This window comes from Caulobacter endophyticus (genome assembly GCF_029543245.1).
Lineage (GTDB): Bacteria > Pseudomonadota > Alphaproteobacteria > Caulobacterales > Caulobacteraceae > Caulobacter > Caulobacter endophyticus_A.
This window is the reverse complement of record NZ_JARQWV010000004.1, coordinates 84,504-99,823: the sequence shown is the minus strand read 5'-3', so window position 1 is coordinate 99,823 and position 15,320 is coordinate 84,504. Positions and strand designations below refer to the sequence as shown.

At 67.1% G+C, this 15,320-nt stretch carries 13 protein-coding genes; 5 read left to right on the top strand and 8 right to left on the bottom strand.

The annotated features are described in order from the left end of the window. Positions 1 to 474: 474 nt before the first annotated feature. Positions 475 to 657 (bottom strand): hypothetical protein, encoded by a 183-nt coding sequence (locus P7A99_RS05095; protein ID WP_277792857.1) that lies wholly within the window; start codon positions 655 to 657, stop codon positions 475 to 477. Between the two features lie 243 nt (positions 658 to 900). On the opposite strand from P7A99_RS05095, the gene P7A99_RS05090 reads away from it, so the two are divergent. After that, complete coding sequence (locus P7A99_RS05090; protein WP_277792856.1) at positions 901 to 2,970, top strand: ATP-dependent helicase; 2,070 nt, start codon at positions 901 to 903, stop codon at positions 2,968 to 2,970. 16 nt (positions 2,971 to 2,986) lie between these two features. Here P7A99_RS05090 and P7A99_RS05085 read toward each other — a convergent pair whose 3' ends face one another. The 5 genes from P7A99_RS05085 to P7A99_RS05065 all read right to left on the bottom strand — a co-directional run bounded on the left by P7A99_RS05085 (position 2,987) and on the right by P7A99_RS05065 (position 8,989). Continuing rightward, positions 2,987 to 4,069 carry a flavodoxin family protein gene (locus P7A99_RS05085; protein WP_277792855.1) on the bottom strand — a complete coding sequence of 361 codons (1,083 nt, stop codon included), beginning with the start codon at positions 4,067 to 4,069 and terminating at the stop codon, positions 2,987 to 2,989. A 416-nt stretch (positions 4,070 to 4,485) separates the two neighbouring features. Then, entirely contained in the window at positions 4,486 to 5,070 is a 585-nt protein-coding gene (locus P7A99_RS05080; protein WP_277792854.1) for a sigma-70 family RNA polymerase sigma factor, read from the bottom strand. Between the two features lie 186 nt (positions 5,071 to 5,256). Next, positions 5,257 to 7,485 carry a xanthine dehydrogenase family protein molybdopterin-binding subunit gene (locus P7A99_RS05075; protein ID WP_277792853.1) on the bottom strand — a complete coding sequence of 743 codons (2,229 nt, stop codon included), beginning with the start codon at positions 7,483 to 7,485 and terminating at the stop codon, positions 5,257 to 5,259. After that, positions 7,485 to 8,498 carry an FAD binding domain-containing protein gene (locus P7A99_RS05070; protein WP_277792852.1) on the bottom strand — a complete coding sequence of 338 codons (1,014 nt, stop codon included), beginning with the start codon at positions 8,496 to 8,498 and terminating at the stop codon, positions 7,485 to 7,487. The genes P7A99_RS05075 and P7A99_RS05070 overlap by 1 nt, the downstream gene beginning before the upstream one ends. Then, the gene (locus tag P7A99_RS05065; RefSeq protein WP_277792851.1) at positions 8,495 to 8,989 is read right to left on the bottom strand and encodes a (2Fe-2S)-binding protein; all 495 of its coding nucleotides are present in this window, start codon (positions 8,987 to 8,989) and stop codon (positions 8,495 to 8,497) included. Before P7A99_RS05065 ends, P7A99_RS05070 begins: the two co-directional genes overlap by 4 nt. 115 nt (positions 8,990 to 9,104) lie before the next feature. On the opposite strand from P7A99_RS05065, the gene P7A99_RS05060 reads away from it, so the two are divergent. Together P7A99_RS05060 and P7A99_RS05055 are read left to right on the top strand one after the other, a co-directional pair. Then, positions 9,105 to 9,353, top strand: a complete 249-nt coding sequence (locus P7A99_RS05060; protein ID WP_277792850.1) for a hypothetical protein — start codon at positions 9,105 to 9,107, stop codon at positions 9,351 to 9,353. Between the two features lie 15 nt (positions 9,354 to 9,368). Beyond that, positions 9,369 to 10,208 carry a catalase family protein gene (locus tag P7A99_RS05055; protein ID WP_277792849.1) on the top strand — a complete coding sequence of 280 codons (840 nt, stop codon included), beginning with the start codon at positions 9,369 to 9,371 and terminating at the stop codon, positions 10,206 to 10,208. A 2-nt stretch (positions 10,209 to 10,210) separates the two neighbouring features. Here P7A99_RS05055 and P7A99_RS05050 read toward each other — a convergent pair whose 3' ends face one another. Next, entirely contained in the window at positions 10,211 to 12,427 is a 2,217-nt protein-coding gene (locus tag P7A99_RS05050; RefSeq protein ID WP_277792848.1) for an FdhF/YdeP family oxidoreductase, read from the bottom strand. Positions 12,428 to 12,977: 550 nt separating this feature from the next. Between P7A99_RS05050 and trbB the strand changes: the two genes are divergently transcribed. Then, complete coding sequence (gene trbB, locus P7A99_RS05045) at positions 12,978 to 13,931, top strand: P-type conjugative transfer ATPase TrbB (RefSeq protein ID WP_277792847.1); 954 nt, start codon at positions 12,978 to 12,980, stop codon at positions 13,929 to 13,931. A gap of 114 nt (positions 13,932 to 14,045) precedes the next feature. Then, positions 14,046 to 14,984 (top strand): type IV secretion system protein, encoded by a 939-nt coding sequence (locus P7A99_RS25175; RefSeq protein WP_431307642.1) that lies wholly within the window; start codon positions 14,046 to 14,048, stop codon positions 14,982 to 14,984. On the opposite strand, the gene P7A99_RS05035 is transcribed toward P7A99_RS25175, so the two are convergent. Then, positions 14,951 to 15,304 (bottom strand): hypothetical protein, encoded by a 354-nt coding sequence (locus tag P7A99_RS05035; RefSeq protein WP_277792846.1) that lies wholly within the window; start codon positions 15,302 to 15,304, stop codon positions 14,951 to 14,953. The two genes, P7A99_RS25175 and P7A99_RS05035, sit on opposite strands and share 34 nt — an antisense overlap. Positions 15,305 to 15,320: the final 16 nt, after the last annotated feature.

Genomic DNA, 15,320 nt, shown 5'->3' with positions numbered 1-15,320 from the left:
TGGCCCTCATAGGCCAAGTTCGCCCACGACTGTATCGACCTGCTACAAGTCTGGATGCCCCATTGTCGTCGTGGGGCGCGCCGGGAAACGGTCGGGTCTCCTTCAGCGCTCTTGCGCTGGTCCAATAATCTTCCTTGAGAGAAGGGCGGGTTAGGGGCGCCGGACGAGGGCGGGATCGATGCGCGGATCACTGATCTGCCGATCGCTTCGAGGTCCAAGGAAGGTTTGGACCATTCCTTGGCTCTCTTGCCTTGCGTGGCCGTCGGCTCGGTGGGCGTCCTAGGTGGCTTGTCCGATGTAAGAGGCGTTGAATCCGACGAAGAGCACAATCGCCAGGACGGCGATGACGATAGCCGCAAGGCCTACGGCCTTTGCGACTCTTCGCTTCACTGGCCGCGGCTCAAGGTCGGGATGGGGGCGGGGTTTGGGGTCGAGGTCCATGCTTGCTCCGGCTTCGTGGCTTTCTGGGATGGCTCAGTCCACGGGACGGGCCCTGCCCATCGGCTCCGTCGGGCTCTCATCGGCGTCTTCGGTCTGGGCCGTCTCCTCCGGTTCTTCCTGGCGCGCCAGGTCTCGCGCCCCGACGCCGCCGCCCTGCTGGATGTTACGGTTGGCTTCCGGGGTGGACGGATCGTAGATGTCTTCGCGCTCGGCCATGAAAGCCTCCTGTCGTGGAAGGCATCAAAACGGCCGCCGCCCGGCGCCTGTTCCGTCGGATGTCGACGGGGCGAGTTTCGGAGCGGCCTGATCGCGGCTTGCGCGGCCTGGGTCGCCGAAGCTGTTCGGCGTCTTGGGGGCGAGGGGCGGTGCGCCTTTGTGTCCGGCGCCTTTGCCATTGCCCCAACAGCGCGAACCTGCGACCTTGGTTCTTGTTTCGTTTTCCCTGGATCCCCAGTTTCCTTGGTCGCCTTCGCCTATCTCGATGGTCTCAACGACCAGCAACGCCGCGCCGTCGAGCATGGCGTGACGGCGAGCGACACGACGCCGGGGGCGCCGCTTCTGGTCATCGCTGGCGCCGGTTCAGGCAAGACCAACACCCTGGCCCATCGCGTCGCCCACCTGCTGGTCAACGGCGCCGATCCGCATCGTATCTTGCTGATGACGTTCTCGCGCCGGGCCGCGTCCGAGATGGGCCGGCGGGTCGAGCGCATCGCCCGGAAGGTTCTGGGTGATCGCGCCCACGTCTTGACCGAGGCCCTCAGCTGGTCGGGCACCTTCCATGGCGTTGGCGCGCGGATCCTGCGCGAGCAGGCGGAGGTCGTTGGCCTGGACCCGGCCTTCACCATCCATGATCGCGAAGACGCCGCCGACCTGATGAACCTCGTGCGTCATCAGCTCGGCTTTTCGAAGACCGAGAACCGGTTTCCGGCGAAGGGAACCTGCCTCTCGATCTATTCGCGGGTGGTCAACAGCCAGCAGTCCCTCGAGGTCGTGCTGGCCAAGGTCTTTCCCTGGTGCTCGCCCTGGGTCGCCGAGCTGAAGACGCTGTTTGGCGCCTATGTCGAGGCCAAGCAGGTCCAGAACGTGCTCGATTACGACGACCTTCTCTTGTGGTGGTCGCAGATGATGGCCCATCCGGAGATCGCCGCCGAGCTCAGCGCTCGCTTCGACCATGTCATGGTCGACGAGTATCAGGACACCAACGCCCTGCAGGCGCAGATCCTCCTGGCCCTGAAGCCGGGCGGGCGCGGCCTAACCGTGGTCGGCGACGACGCCCAGTCGATCTACGCCTTCCGCGCGGCCACCGTGCGCAACATCCTGGACTTTCCCGCCGCCTTCGAGCCGCCGGCCCAGGTGCTCACCCTGGACCGCAATTACCGCTCCACCGCCGGCGTTCTGGCCGCGGCCAACGCCGTTATCGGCGAGGCCGCGGAGCGTTTCACCAAGAACCTCTGGACCGACAAGCAGGGTGGTGGCCGGCCTGGGCTGGTGACTGTCCGCGGGGAGGCCGACCAGGCCCGCTACATCGTCGAGCAGGTCCTGGCCCGGCGCGAGGAAGGCCAGCGCCTCAAGCATCAGGCCGTGCTCTTCCGCACCTCGAGCCATTCGGGGCCTCTCGAAGTCGAGCTCACCCGGCGCAACATCCCTTTCGTGAAGTTCGGCGGCCTGAAGTTCCTCGATGCGGCCCACATCAAGGACCTGATGGCGCTGCTGCGCTTCGTGCAGAACCCGCGCGACCGGGTCTCGGGCTTTCGCCTGCTGACCCTGCTGGCCGGGATCGGCCCGGCCTCGGCGACCAGAATCCTCGACCATGTCGATGGCGGCATGGACCTCGTCTTCTCGCTGGAGTCGGCGCCAGTGCCGTCCAAGGCCGCGGCGGCGTGGCGCGACTTCGTTTCGGCAGCGCGGGATCTGCGGACCGGCGCCGCGCCATGGCCCGCGGAGCTCGAGCGGGCGCGGCAGTGGTACGAGCCGCATCTGGAACGAATGCACGACGACGCCGAGACCCGCCTGGCCGACCTGCTGCAGCTGGAGCAGATCGCGTCGGGCTACGCTTCGCGCGAGCGCTTCCTGACCGAGCTCACCCTCGATCCGCCCGACGCCGTCAGCGACCAGGCCGGGGTGCCGCTGCTGGACGAGGACTACCTGATCCTGTCGACCATCCACTCGGCCAAGGGCCAGGAATGGAAGTCGGTCTATGTCCTCAACGTCATCGACGGCTGCATGCCTTCAGACCTGGGGACCGGCGCGGCCGCGGAGCTGGAGGAGGAGCGGCGCCTGCTCTACGTCGCCATGACGAGGGCCAAGGAAGATCTGCATCTCCTCGTGCCCCAGCGCTTCTACGTCACCGGCCAAACCCCGGGCGGCGACCGGCACGTCTACGCCAATCGCAGCCGGTTCATCACCAAGGCGATGCTGGGCCTGTTCGAGCGCACGACCTGGCCGCTCGTCGATCACGAGGACCGCACGGCCGCGCCGCTGATCGTGAAGGTCGATCTGGCCGCGCAGATGCGCGGGATGTGGAAATAGCCGCGAGGCCTGGGGGCTATTTCTGACGCGGGGGAGAGAGGTTCTGACCCGCCTGCAGAAGCTTGCCGGCGTGCTTGGCGTGGGCGGCTTGCGCCAAGGTCAGGGCGGCGTTGCGGACCTCGTCCTGCATGGCCTGGTCGGCATCCAGCTCGTCGTGTCCGGTGGCGTAGGGCTTCCAATAGCCGATATAGCGGTCGATCTCGGCGTTGATGCCGGCCGGCGCCAGGTCCATGAACCGCAGCCAGTCCGACAGGCTGCGCCGGACATTTTCCGCGCCCTCGACATCGCCGTGAACGACGACCGAGAACACCCGACCGTCGAGGTGCTTGGGGTAGTCCCAGCCCCGCATCTCGATGGCCTTGGCCTCATTGGCGTGCTTGCCGTGGGTGAGGGTCGGATCGGGATTGCCGCCGTCGGCGCAGACCAGGCGATCCATCATCAGCTTCACCGGCGAGGTCACCTGGTACCAGTTGACCGGGGTGATGATCATGATCCCGTGGGCCTCCACCCACAGGGGGTAGATATCATTCATCCAGTCGTGGACCTGGCCCAGCGAGTAGTTGGGGTAGCAGGAACACGGCCAATGGCAGAGCGCCGGCGCGGTCGAGAAGCAGGCCTTGCAGGGATGGATCTCGCGTCCGAACTCCGAGGCCAGCCGCGACAGGTCGAGGATCTCGACGACGATGTCCTGGCCCTCGAGCGCCTGACGGGCGATCTGCGCCAGTCGCCAGCTCTTGGACATTTCGCCAGGGCAGGTGTGTTCGCTGCGCGACGAGCCGTTGATCAGCAGCACCCGGCAGGGCCCGTCGGCGTCTTCGTGTCGGGCCTGGGCCGCGTCGACGGCCGCCTTGGCCGCGATCCAGTCTTCGGCGAGGTCGTATGTGGGATCGGCATAGCCGGGTCCGGCGGGACGCGTCTTGGGCGCCTTGCGCTCGTGGCTGTAGGCGTCCCAAGCCGCGGCCGCGATCCTGTCCAGTTCATCGCGAAGCGGATCGAAGGCCGGATCGGGATAGCGACTGAGAAAGCGCGCCTTGAAAGTGGCCTCGTCGAGCCGAGGGCTCGGCATGCCCTTGCGCACCTCAGGGGGCTCTGCCGCCATGGCTGTCTCCGTCGTCCTGCGCCGTCACCGAGGGCGCACCGGCGGACTTGGGTAAAGCCCCCACGTCACCGCGGTTCCCAAGCGGCTGTCGCGGCCGCTGTAGTGGATTACGGTCATGGATCTGGTCCCCGCCAGAGGCGGTCAGTAGGGGGACGCCGGGTTGGGGGCGTGCTCGCCGGCGGCGCTTCCTGGACCTCGACCGGTGTCCCCGGCGGCTGAGCCGCCAAGTCGAAGAGCCACGCTCAGATCGCGAGGATGGCGCAGCCCCGCGCCGCCGGGGCGACGGGCGCTTAGGGCTTGTCGATCATGATTTGCGCGTTGGCCCAGTGCTTGGCTTCCGGGTCGATGAAACCGGAGGTGTGCTGGTCGCCGCGTTCTTTTGGGTTCTGGCGGCGACCAGCACACAGGTTCCGAAGCTAGGCGGCTTGGCGGCCGCGCAGCGCCTCCAGTTGGCTAAGGATCGCAGCCATCGGCCCGGTCTGCGGGGCGACATTACTTTCGTGGTCTAGGCCATTAGCCAGGATGGTCGCCAGAGAGGTGCGGGCGCGACTGACCCGACTTTTGATCGTGCCGACCGCCACCCCGGCGATCTCGGCGACCTCCTCATAGGGCATGCCGCCGGCCCCGACCATAATCAGGGCCTCGCGCTGCTCGATGGGCAACAGCGCCAGGGCGCGGCGGACATCGTCGAGTTCGAGGACCGCGTGGGGATCGTCATAGGCCTTGAGAGTGCGCTCGGCCTGTTCCTGGTCGAGCGGCTGCTGTCGCCACGAGCGGCGTTTATCCGAATAGAACTGATTGCGCAGGATCATGAAGGTCCAGGCCTTCATGTTGGTGCCGAGCTGGAAGCTCGTCCGAGCTTGCCACGCCTTTGCCAAGGCGTCCTGAACGAGGTCGTCGGCGGCGGTGGCGTCGCCGCAAAGCGAGCGCGCGAAAGCGCGCATGTGCGGAATGACTGGGATCAGGCTGGCGCGGAAGGCCTCTTCGTTGTGCTCAGTCATGGTCAGTCTCCGTCAAGCTCTCCTAGACTTAACGGCGCTGGCGGGGATTTGGCTCCGCAACGGTCGGCCAGGCAACGGAACTTCTGAGAAGACGGCGTGCGGTCGTGGCCTGTTACTTACGCCGTCGCAGTAGGGCGATGCGTCGCATCGGCGGAATTCAGCAACGCGGGGTCACGGGAAGCCGTCTTAATCCAGAAGCTTGTCGATGGTGATCGGCGTGCTGCGGATCCGCTTGCCGGTGGCGTGGAAGACCGCATTGGCGATCGCGGGGGCGACGCCGACGAGGCCGATTTCCCCGACACCCTTGACGCCCAGAGAGCTGACATCGGGATCGTGCTCCTGGACGAAGATCACCTCAATGTCGCCGACGTCGGCGTTGGCTGGAACATGGTAATCCTGAAAACTGTGGTTCATGACCTTGCCGAAGCGGTGATCCGTCTGGGCTTCCTCGTGCAGCGCCTGGCCGATGCCCATGACCATGCCGCCGATGATCTGGCTGCCGGCGGTTTTGGGATTGAGAATACGGCCGGCGGCTATGGCGCTGACGATACGCTTCACCCGGATGACGCCGAGCTCCTCGTCGACCCGAACCTCGGCGAACACCGCCGAATGGACGTAGCTGGAGTGTTTTCGCTGTCCGGCCAGATCAGGAAGGTTCGTGCCGGTCGCGGCGATATCCTGACCCACCGCAGCCAAGATCTCGTTCAGAGACACAGCCCCACCCGGAAGGGCTTCTCCAATCACGGCGCCGCGCGCCACGCTCAAGGCGCTCTTGCCTCGCAGCTTGAACTGCTTTCTGGCCGTCTTGACCAGGGCGGCCTTCAGCTTATCGCAGGCCTTGGCCACGGCCGCGCCAGTGCTGGCCGCCATCCACGACCCGCCTTCGACCGGGTTGAAGGGCAGGGTGGAGTCTCCCAGCCGCACCTCGACCCGCTCGACAGAAACACCGAAAGCCTCCGCCGCGATCTGGGCCAGGATGGTGTAGGTGCCAGTGCCGATGTCGCTGGCGGCCGCGGCGACCTCCAGCCGACCGTCACGTCGCCACGTGACGCGAGCGCGGGTGGGGACGGGCGCGACGAAGGCGTCCCAGACGCCCCCAGCCACACCCCAGCCGATCAGCTCGTGGCCGTCGCGCATCGTGCGCGGGCCAAAGCTGCGCTCGCTCCAGCCAAAGCGCTCGGCGGCCTGCGCATAGCAAGCTTTCTGAGCCTTGGAGGTCAGGGGCAGGTCGTCATTCTGGTCATGCTCGACCCAATTGCGCAGACGCAGGTCCAGGGGATCGATCCCGGCGGCATAAGCCAGCTCGTCCATGGCGCATTCCAGCACATGCACGCCGACCGCGGCGCCGGGCGCGCGCATGTCGCCGGGCGTGGGCGTGTCGACCCGCGCCAACTGATAGTCGAAGGCGGCGTTGTCGCAGGCGTAGGCCAAGCCTGCCCAGTTGACGATGGTCTCCTGTTGATCCTCGTTTCGGGAGGTCGCCGCCACGCAGGCGTGCCGGACGGCCAGTAGCCTTCCCTCGGCGTCGCAGGCCAGGGCGATCTCCTGGCGGGTATCGGCGCGATAGGTGATTGAAAACATCTGCGCCCGCGTCAGCACCAGCCGCACCGAGCGCTTGAGATGTTTGGCGGCGAGCGTGGCAAGGAAGGCCGAGTGGGCCGGTCTCAGCCCCGAGCCGAAGGCCCCGCCGACGAAGGCGTTGACCACCCGCACGTTCTTCAGTTTGAAGCCCAGAGCCTGCTTGAGATAGAGCTGCACGTTCTGCGAGCCCTGGGTCTTGTCGTAGACGGTGATCTTGTCCTCGCCCTCCCAGACCACGGTGGTGGCGAACAGCTCCATGGCGTTGTGGTGCTGGGCCGCGGTCTCGTATGCCGCCGCGATCTTGATGGGCGCCGCCGCGAAGGCGGCGTCGAAGTCGCCTCGTGGCTTTGGGGCCGGCTTGACGCCAAGGCGCGGCAACCTGGGCCTGAACGATGCGGCCTTGGCGGCGTCGAGATCGGTCTCGAAAGCCTCTTCCTCGTAGGTGATCCGCACCAGGGCCGCGCCATCGCGCGCGGCCTCCAAGGTCTCGCCGACGACGACGGCCACCGGTTGGTCGGCGAAGCGGATCTTGCCGTCATGCAGCGGCTTGAACGGGCCGCCCGGCGGTCCGACCGTGTCCTTGTAGGCGTAGCGGAAGGCCGCCACGCGCGGGCGGTTCTCGTGGGTCAGAACCGCGATGACGCCGGGTAGAGCCAGGGCCTCGATCGCGTCGATGGCGGTAATCTTGCCCTTGGCGATGCGTGAGGACACCACGGCGGCGTGCAGCAAGCCGGGCGCGTCGTATTCCGCGGCGTAGAGCGCCCGGCCCGCAACCTTCTTGGATCCGTCGATCCGGCTGATCGGCTTACCGATCGTCATGTCACCGTCGGCCATCAACGCACCCTTTTGTCGGATTGCGATTGCGGCGCGCCGGCCGCCGCCTGGGAGAGGGCGCGAACGACGGCGCGGCGAGCCAGTTCAATCTTGAAGTCGTTGCCGCCGTGACCGACAGCGGGCGCCAGGATGGCCCGTGCGGCCTGGTCGAAGGCTTCGCGCCCGGGCGGCAAGCCAACCAGTAGCGCCTCGGCCTCTTGGTCTCGCCAGGGCTTGTGAGCCACACCGCCCAGGGCGACACGGGCTTGGGCGATAATCCCATCCTCCAGCCTCAGGGCCGCAGCCACAGAGACTAGGGCAAAGGCGTAGGACAGCCGGTCCCGAAGCTTCAGATAGCTATGATGAGGTCCGAACGGATCGGCCGGCACATCCACCGAAGTGATGATCTCGCCGGCCAGGAGCGTGCTGTCGATCTGCGGTTGCTCGCCGGGCAGACGATGGAAGTCGGCGATCGGGATCACGCGGACGCCGCCCGGTCCCTGCACATTGACCCGGGCGTCCAGCGCCGCCAGCGCCACGCACATGTCGGAGGGGTGCACGGCGATGCAGGCCTCGCTCGCGCCGAGAATGGCGTGCATGCGATTTACGCCGCCGATGGCCGGGCATCCCGAGCCGGGCTCGCGTTTGTTGCAGGGCGTGCAGGGGTCGTAGAAATAGGCGCAGCGGGTGCGCTGCAGCAGGTTGCCGCCGGTGGTGGCGACATTGCGCAGCTGCGCCGAAGCGCCGGCCAGAATGGCGCTGGCCAGAAGCGGCGCGCGTTCCTGAACGCGGGCGTCGTAGGCGGTGTCGGCATTGGGCGCCAGCGCGCCCAGGCGCAGACCGCCGTCGTCGAGCGCCTCGATCCCTCTCAGCGGCAAACGACTGATGTCGACCAGGCGCGCCGGCTTGGCGACATCGTATTTCATCAGATCGACCAGGTTGGTGCCGCCCGCAAGGAGGGCTGAACCGGGGAGGGCGATGGCGCTGAGCGCCTCATCGAGGGTTTCGGCGCGGATGTAGGAAAAGCGGTTCACGCCGCCGCCTCGGCGCCGCTCAGGCGCACCGTCTCGATGGCCTCGACGATATGGGTATAGGCGCCGCAGCGGCAGAGGTTGCCGCTCATCAACTCGCGCACCTCCTCGCGGCAGCGGGCCTGGCCCTCGGAAAGAAGGCCGGCGGCCGAGCAGATCTGGCCCGGGGTGCAGTAGCCGCACTGCAAGGCGTCGTGTTCGATGAAGGCCTGCTGCAGGGGATGTAGCGCACCGTCCTTGGCCAATCCCTCGATAGTGGTCACCTCGGATCCATCGCGGGTGAGCGCCAGGATCAGGCAGCTGTTCACCCGGCGCCCATCGACCAGGACCGTGCAGGCGCCGCACTGGCCATGGTCGCAGCCCTTCTTCGAGCCGGTCAGCTGTAAAGTTTCGCGCAGCAGGTCAAGCAAGGTCACCCAGGGCGCGGCCCGCAGATCGCGCACCTCGCCGTTGACAGTCAGTTGGAGCGGCATGGCGGACGGATCTTCGGACATGTCGTTCTCGCATCTGGGGCGCGAGGACAACACCGCCGGACGACCTTTGGTTCATAGGGGCCGCGGAACGCTTGCCGGCCGCCGGGGTTGGCATGGGACGCCGACCGGAGCCGCCATGATCCTCGACCCCGCCATCCGCCCGCTGCCCTACGACCCGTCGATCGAGACGCCCGAGAAGGGCGAGGCCGAGACCACCCAGGGCCTGATCGAGCAGATGCGCAAGATCGCCGAGATCACCTATGAAGACGGCGGTCATGCGATGCGCGCTGTCCACGCCAAGCCACACGGCGTCGTGCAGGGCCAATTGGTTGTCCCTCAGGGGCTTTCGCCGGTGTTGGCCCAGGGTCTCTTCGCCCAGGCGTGAGCCCACGACGTGGTGATGCGGTTCTCGACCTCTCCGGGCGACATCCTCGACGACAAGGTCTCAACCCCGCGCGGCCTGGCGATCAAGGTTTTCGACGTCGCGGGCGAACGCCTGCCGGGGTCGGAAGGCGCGACGACCCAGGACTTCCTGCTGGTGAACGGCAAGGCCTTCGCCACCCCGAACGCCAAGGCCTTCTTGGCCAACGTCAAGTTGCTGGCGGCCACCACGGACAAGGCCGAGGGCCTCAAGAAGGTGCTGTCGGCGGTTCTGGGCGGGGCCGAGACCATCATTGAGGCGGCGGGCGGGCAGAGCGCCACACTCAAATCGCTGGGCGGTCACCCCAAGACCCATGTCCTGGGCGAAAGCTTCTTCAGCATGGCCCCGATCAGGTTTGGCGACTACGTGGCCAAGCTCGGCGTACGGCCGATCGCTCCGGCCCTGACGGCGCTGACCGACAAGCCGGTGCACCTCGATGACAAGCCAAACGGCCTGCGCGAGGCGGTCTCGGCGTTCTTCGCGGGTCAGGGCGGGGAATGGGAGGTCGTGGTGCAGTTGCGGACCAGCGCAGACACCATGCCGATCGAGGACGCCCACAAACCCTGGCCTGAGGACGAAAGCCCCTACCTGCCTGTCGCCCGCCTCGTGGTCGGCCCTCAGGCCAGTTGGGATGAGGCGCGCTCGCCGCGCATCAATGATGCGTCGGCCTGCAGCCCGTGGCATGGCATCGCCGCCCACCAGCCGCTCGGCTCGATCATGCGCGTGCGCAAGGCCGTCTACGAGGCCTCCCAGGCGTTTCGCCTGACGCGGACCGGCTGCCCGCTGCACGAGCCCGCCGCTGTCGCCGACCTCGGCTGAGCCTATTGCGGCACGATCCGCACGGGCACGCTTTTGGAGGCAGGGGTCATGCTCCCCTGGGCGTGATGGCCCACCGGCACCAGGACGTTGCATTCGGGGTAGTAGGCTCCCAGGCATCCGCGCGGGAGGTCGTAGGCGGTGACGCGCAGCCCGCTCATCGTCCGCTCGATCCCGTCTTCGGAGACGGTGGCGAGGCCGGCGCGCTGGCCTTCGATCAAGCCGAGCGAGCGCATGTCGTCGCGGTTGACGAACAGCACGTCGCGGCCGTCGCTGACGCCCCTGAAGCGGTCTTCGTAGCCATAGACCGTGGTGTTGAACTGATCGTTCGACCGGAGCGTCATCAGGCGGAAGACGTCCGGGGCGTCCTCAAAGCCGGTGGCCGACAGGCTCGTCGGCTTGAGGAAATTGGCCTTGCCGCCGGTCGCTTCGGAGAAGTTACGCAGCCTGGCCTTGTTGGGCCGATGAAAGCCGCCGGGCTGGTGGAAGCGCTGGTTGAAGCCCCTGAACCAGTCCGGATAGGTCGCCTCGATGGCGTCGCGCACCAGGGCATAGTCGCCGAGCCAGGCGTCCCAATCGAGTTTCGGATTGGACGGTAGGGTCGCCTTGGCGATGCCGGCGACGATCGCCGGCTCAGAGCGCAGGTTCGGGCCGACCGGATCCTTGTCGCCAAACGAGGCGTGGATGCAACTGGAGCTGTCCTCGACTGAAACGGTTTGCGGGCCGCTTGCCTGCTCATCGCGCTCGATGCGAGACAGGCACGGCAGCAGATAGGCGACTTGGCCGCAGGCCAGGTGGCTGCGATTGAGCTTGGTGGCGATCTGCACCGTGAGACGCTGGCGCCGCCAAGCGGCTTCGATACGCGGGCTGTCTGGGACCGCGCGCAGGAAGTTGCCGCCCAGGCCGATGAAGCCCTGAGCCTGGCCTTTCAGCACCGCTTCGCAGACCTCGACTGTGTTCCAGCCCTTTTCGCGCGGCGGCTCGAAGTCGTATTGCGCCTTGAGGATGTCGAGCGGCGCCAGTTCCGGCTTCTCCGTGATCCCGACGGTGCGCTGACCCTGGACGTTGGAATGGCCACGCACGGGGCAGGGGCCCGTTCCGGGCCGTCCGACATTGCCGCGCAGCAGCAGCAGGTTGCAGACCATGTGGACGTTCTCGACCCCGAGCACATGCTGTGTCAGGCCCATGCCGTAGACGCAGATCGCCGCGGGTGCGGCGGCATAGATAGCGGCGGCCGCTTCGATATTGGCGCGTGGCAGGCCGCTGGCAGCCTCGATGTCGTTCCAGTCAGCGTCGCGGCAGAAGGCGGCGAAGGCCTCGAAGCCTTGCGTGTGCTCGGCGATGAAGCCGTGATCGAGCACCGGCAGGCCGCCGCTCGCCCGGGCCTCTTCGTCTGCGGCGATCACGGCCTTGCAAAGCCCCGTCAGCACCGCCAGGTCCCCGCCGGCCCGAGGCTGGTGATACTGGGCGCTGATCTTCGTCGCTTGACCCGTGACCATCTGGAACGACTGCGGGTTTTGAAACCGCTCCAGGCCGGCTTCCTTCAACGGGTTGAAGGAAACGACCGGCACGCCGCGCCGCACCGCCTTTTGAAGGTCGTGCAACAGGCGCGGGCTGTTGGATCCGACGTTCTGGCCGAAGAAGAAGATCGCGTCGGTTGCCTCGAAGTCCTCCAGCAGCACCGTGCCGACCGGCGAGCCGATGCTCTGCTTGAGGCCCACCGAGGTGGACTCGTGGCACATGTTGGAGCTGTCGGGCAGGTTCTGGCTGCCGTAAAGCCGCGCCATCAGCGCCCACATGTAGGACGTCTCCAGCGACGCGCGGCCGGACGCGTAGAAGGTGACCTTGGTCGGGTCCAGCGCCCTGAGCTCCGCGCCGATCGCCGCAAAGGCCTCGTCCCAGGCGCAGGCAACGTAGCGATCGCTGGCGGCGTCGTACCGCATCGGTTCGGTCAGCCGGCCGGCCTGTTCGAGATCATAGTCGCTCCAGCTGAGCAGCTGCGTCAGCGTGTGCCGTGCGAAGAATTCCGGCGTGCAGCGCCGGCGGGTGAGGTCCCAGGCCGTGGCCTTGGCGCCGTTTTCGCAGAATTCCGCGGGATGAGGCTTGGCGGGCTTGGGCCAGGCGCAGCTGACGCAGGCAAAGCCGTCGGTCTTGTTCTGCCGCAGCAACTGCCGCGCCGTCTCGACGAGTGGCGGGGCGGCGTGCTTGGCGACCTTGGCCATGCCGGAAAGCGAGCCGTAACCGCCGGCTGGCCCGTCATACGATTTGACGCGGGCCTTTGGCTTGGACGGTGGGGGAGGGGGCATGGGTGTCCTTGGGCGCGCACGCTGGCGAGAGGGGATCTTAGGGCGAGGCAGGGACTGCCCCGACCTGCCTTGCCAACGACGCGCGCCTGGCCAAGTTCCTTAAGCGCGCTGCTACATCTGCGGACTCCAAGCGGGGCCGGACGCAGTCGAAGTGTCCCCCAAGCCGCCTTTGCGCCAACAGCGGCGCGTTGCTGAGGCGCGTCGCTAACACCCAGCAACTGGGCATTTGCTCGTCCCTCAGCGAGGGACCGCCGACGGTCGGCTTTCTCGTGAAGTCGGTGGTTGGCCAAGCTCCGCTGATGGCGCCTTACGGCGCAGCGGGCGAACATCGACATCGCCACCTGGCTTAGTCCGGACCGTCGTTTCCCTGTCTTTGTCCGCCAGGGTACGACGCGTAGATTTGGCTGTTGAGATCGGCCGATCCTGGGTCTTCTTGCTTGTCCCCGTAAGCAAACGGGGACCAGCCATGGGCCTTTCTGAAACCGAGACCGGACGCGAGCGCAGCCGCCAGATGCTACGCACCGCCCTTGGGCCGCTGCTCCTGGCGCGGCTTGAAGATCCAGGCGTGGCCGAGGTCATGCTCAATCCCGACGGACGGGTCTGGGTCGACCGCTTCGATGTCGGCCTGGTTGACGCCGAGCTGACGATCGCAGCGCCCGACGCCGAGCGCATCCTTCGCCTGGTGGCCCATCACGTCGAGGCCGAGATCCACGCCGGGCGGCCCAGGCTCTCGGCGGAGCTGCCCGGAACTGGCGAGCGGGTCGAGGGCCTGCTTCCACCGCTGGTCGCCGCCCCGACCTTCGCCATCCGCAAGCCCGCAAGCCTCGTCTTCACCCTGGCCGACTATGTCCGCTCAGGCGTGATGAGCGAGGTGCAGGGCAGGGTGCTGCGCGATGCGGTGGCCATCCGCGCCAACATCCTAGTGGTGGGTCCCACCTCCAGCGGCAAGACCACCCTAGTCAACGCGCTGCTGGCTGAGGTCGCCGCGTCCGGCGACCGGGTGATCATCGCCGAGGATTTGCGCGAGCTGCAGTGCGCTGCTGAGAGCCAAGTCGCGCTGCGCACACGCGACGGGGTGGCCGGCCTGACCGATCTAGTCCGCTCGTCCCTTCGGCTGCGCCCCGACCGGATCATCATCGGTGAGGTCCGGGGGCCTGAAGCGCTCGACCTGATCAAGGCCTGGGGGACGGGCCATCCGGGCGGCGTAGGGACCTTGCACGCCGGTTCGGCTCTGGGCGCGCTGCTGCGGCTTGAGCAGCTGATCCAGGAAGCTGTGGTCACCGTACCCCGGGGCCTGATCGCCGAAACCATCGACCTTATCGCGGTCCTGCAGGGGCGGGGCCGACAGCGCCGCCTGACGGACCTTACGCGCCTGGATGGGCTCGCGCCCGACGGCGCTTACCAGCTCAGCCCCGCCTGAGAACCCGCCCCTAGAACCCCCGGAGATTGTCTCGATGTCCACGCGAGAACCCTCGCGCCTGCGCGCACGCCTGGCCGCTACATCGACAGCGGGTTTGGACTGCTCGGCGGAGAGGTGGCCTTCCTGTCGACGACCCTGGTGGCCATCGATGTCACCTTGGCCGCGCTCTTCTGGGCCTGGGCCCACGGCGAGGACATCCTCGCAAGGCTGGTCAAGAAGACCCTCTATGTCGGCTTCTTCGCCTTCCTGATCGGCAACTTCCACACCCTGACCGGCATCGTCCTTTCGAGCTTCTCGGGCCTTGGCCTGAAGGCCGGCGGGGTGGGGACCTCGGCCGAGGATTTCCTGCGCCCAGGCAAGCTGGCGGCGCTGGGCCTTGAGGCAAGCAAGCCGATCCTCCAAGCGGCCAACGATCTCAGCGGCTTTCCCGGCTTCTTCGAAAACGCAGTCCAGATCCTGATCCTTCTAATCGTGGCGCTCCTGGTGATCGTCTCGTTCTTCGGCGAAGACGACGGGATTATCGTCCTTGTTAGGGTCCGTCAGGATCATCGGCATGCGCGTCATCTCGACCGCGGCGAAGAAGACGCCTCCGCGCTCGTTCAGGTCGGGGCGGGTGATCGTGCTCTCGCGCCAATGGCGCATGCCAGGCGTGCCGAGCGGTTCGGACGGCCCGTCATCCAAGGTCCCCGCTGCGGGCACGCCGCGGCTCTGGCCGCCGCGTTCGATGTCCTCTTGAGGGAGGAGGGGCGAATGATCGTCGTCGGCGGCGGTCAAGTTGGTCTTCCAGGCGGCGCTTTGTCGGCTTGGAACGCGTGTCGCGCACTCTTGGTTCGGCGCTTGCGAGGGGCTTCTCACAAGCGTCTTCGCGTCGAGCAGCCTCGATGTGCAAGCACGGGGGCGACTTGCTCATGCGCCGCGTCGACGTTGCGACCTCAACGGTTAAGCGCGCGGCATCTTGAGGCTAATGTCCAAGGGAGCTACGAGCGTTCAAACCTTCCGAGGCAAGCGCCGTGCGGTCCTCAACGCACCGCACGCAGGCGCGCAACCGCGTAGGTCGGGATGAGCGCCAGGGGCTCGCGCTCGCCGGCCGCCGACGCCAGCCAACGCGCCAGAGGCTTGAGGCTGACCGGAGCCTGGAAGGCCCGGCCGTCCTTGCTTACGGCGATCGACGGCGGCTGTTGGTCCTGAAAATCTATCGCCAGGTCGAGCGCCCGAGGCGCGCCGCCTGAGCGGGTCGCCGTCCAGTCTATGCTGGTGGGGCCAAGGCGGCTGGGGCGATCGAGCACCAGACGCTCGGGCTCGTAGCCCGCGCCGCGCAGGGCCGCGAGCGCCAGATAGAGTTTTTCCTCGTAGTCGATCATGACCTTGGTCACCGCGCCCCTCCCCAGA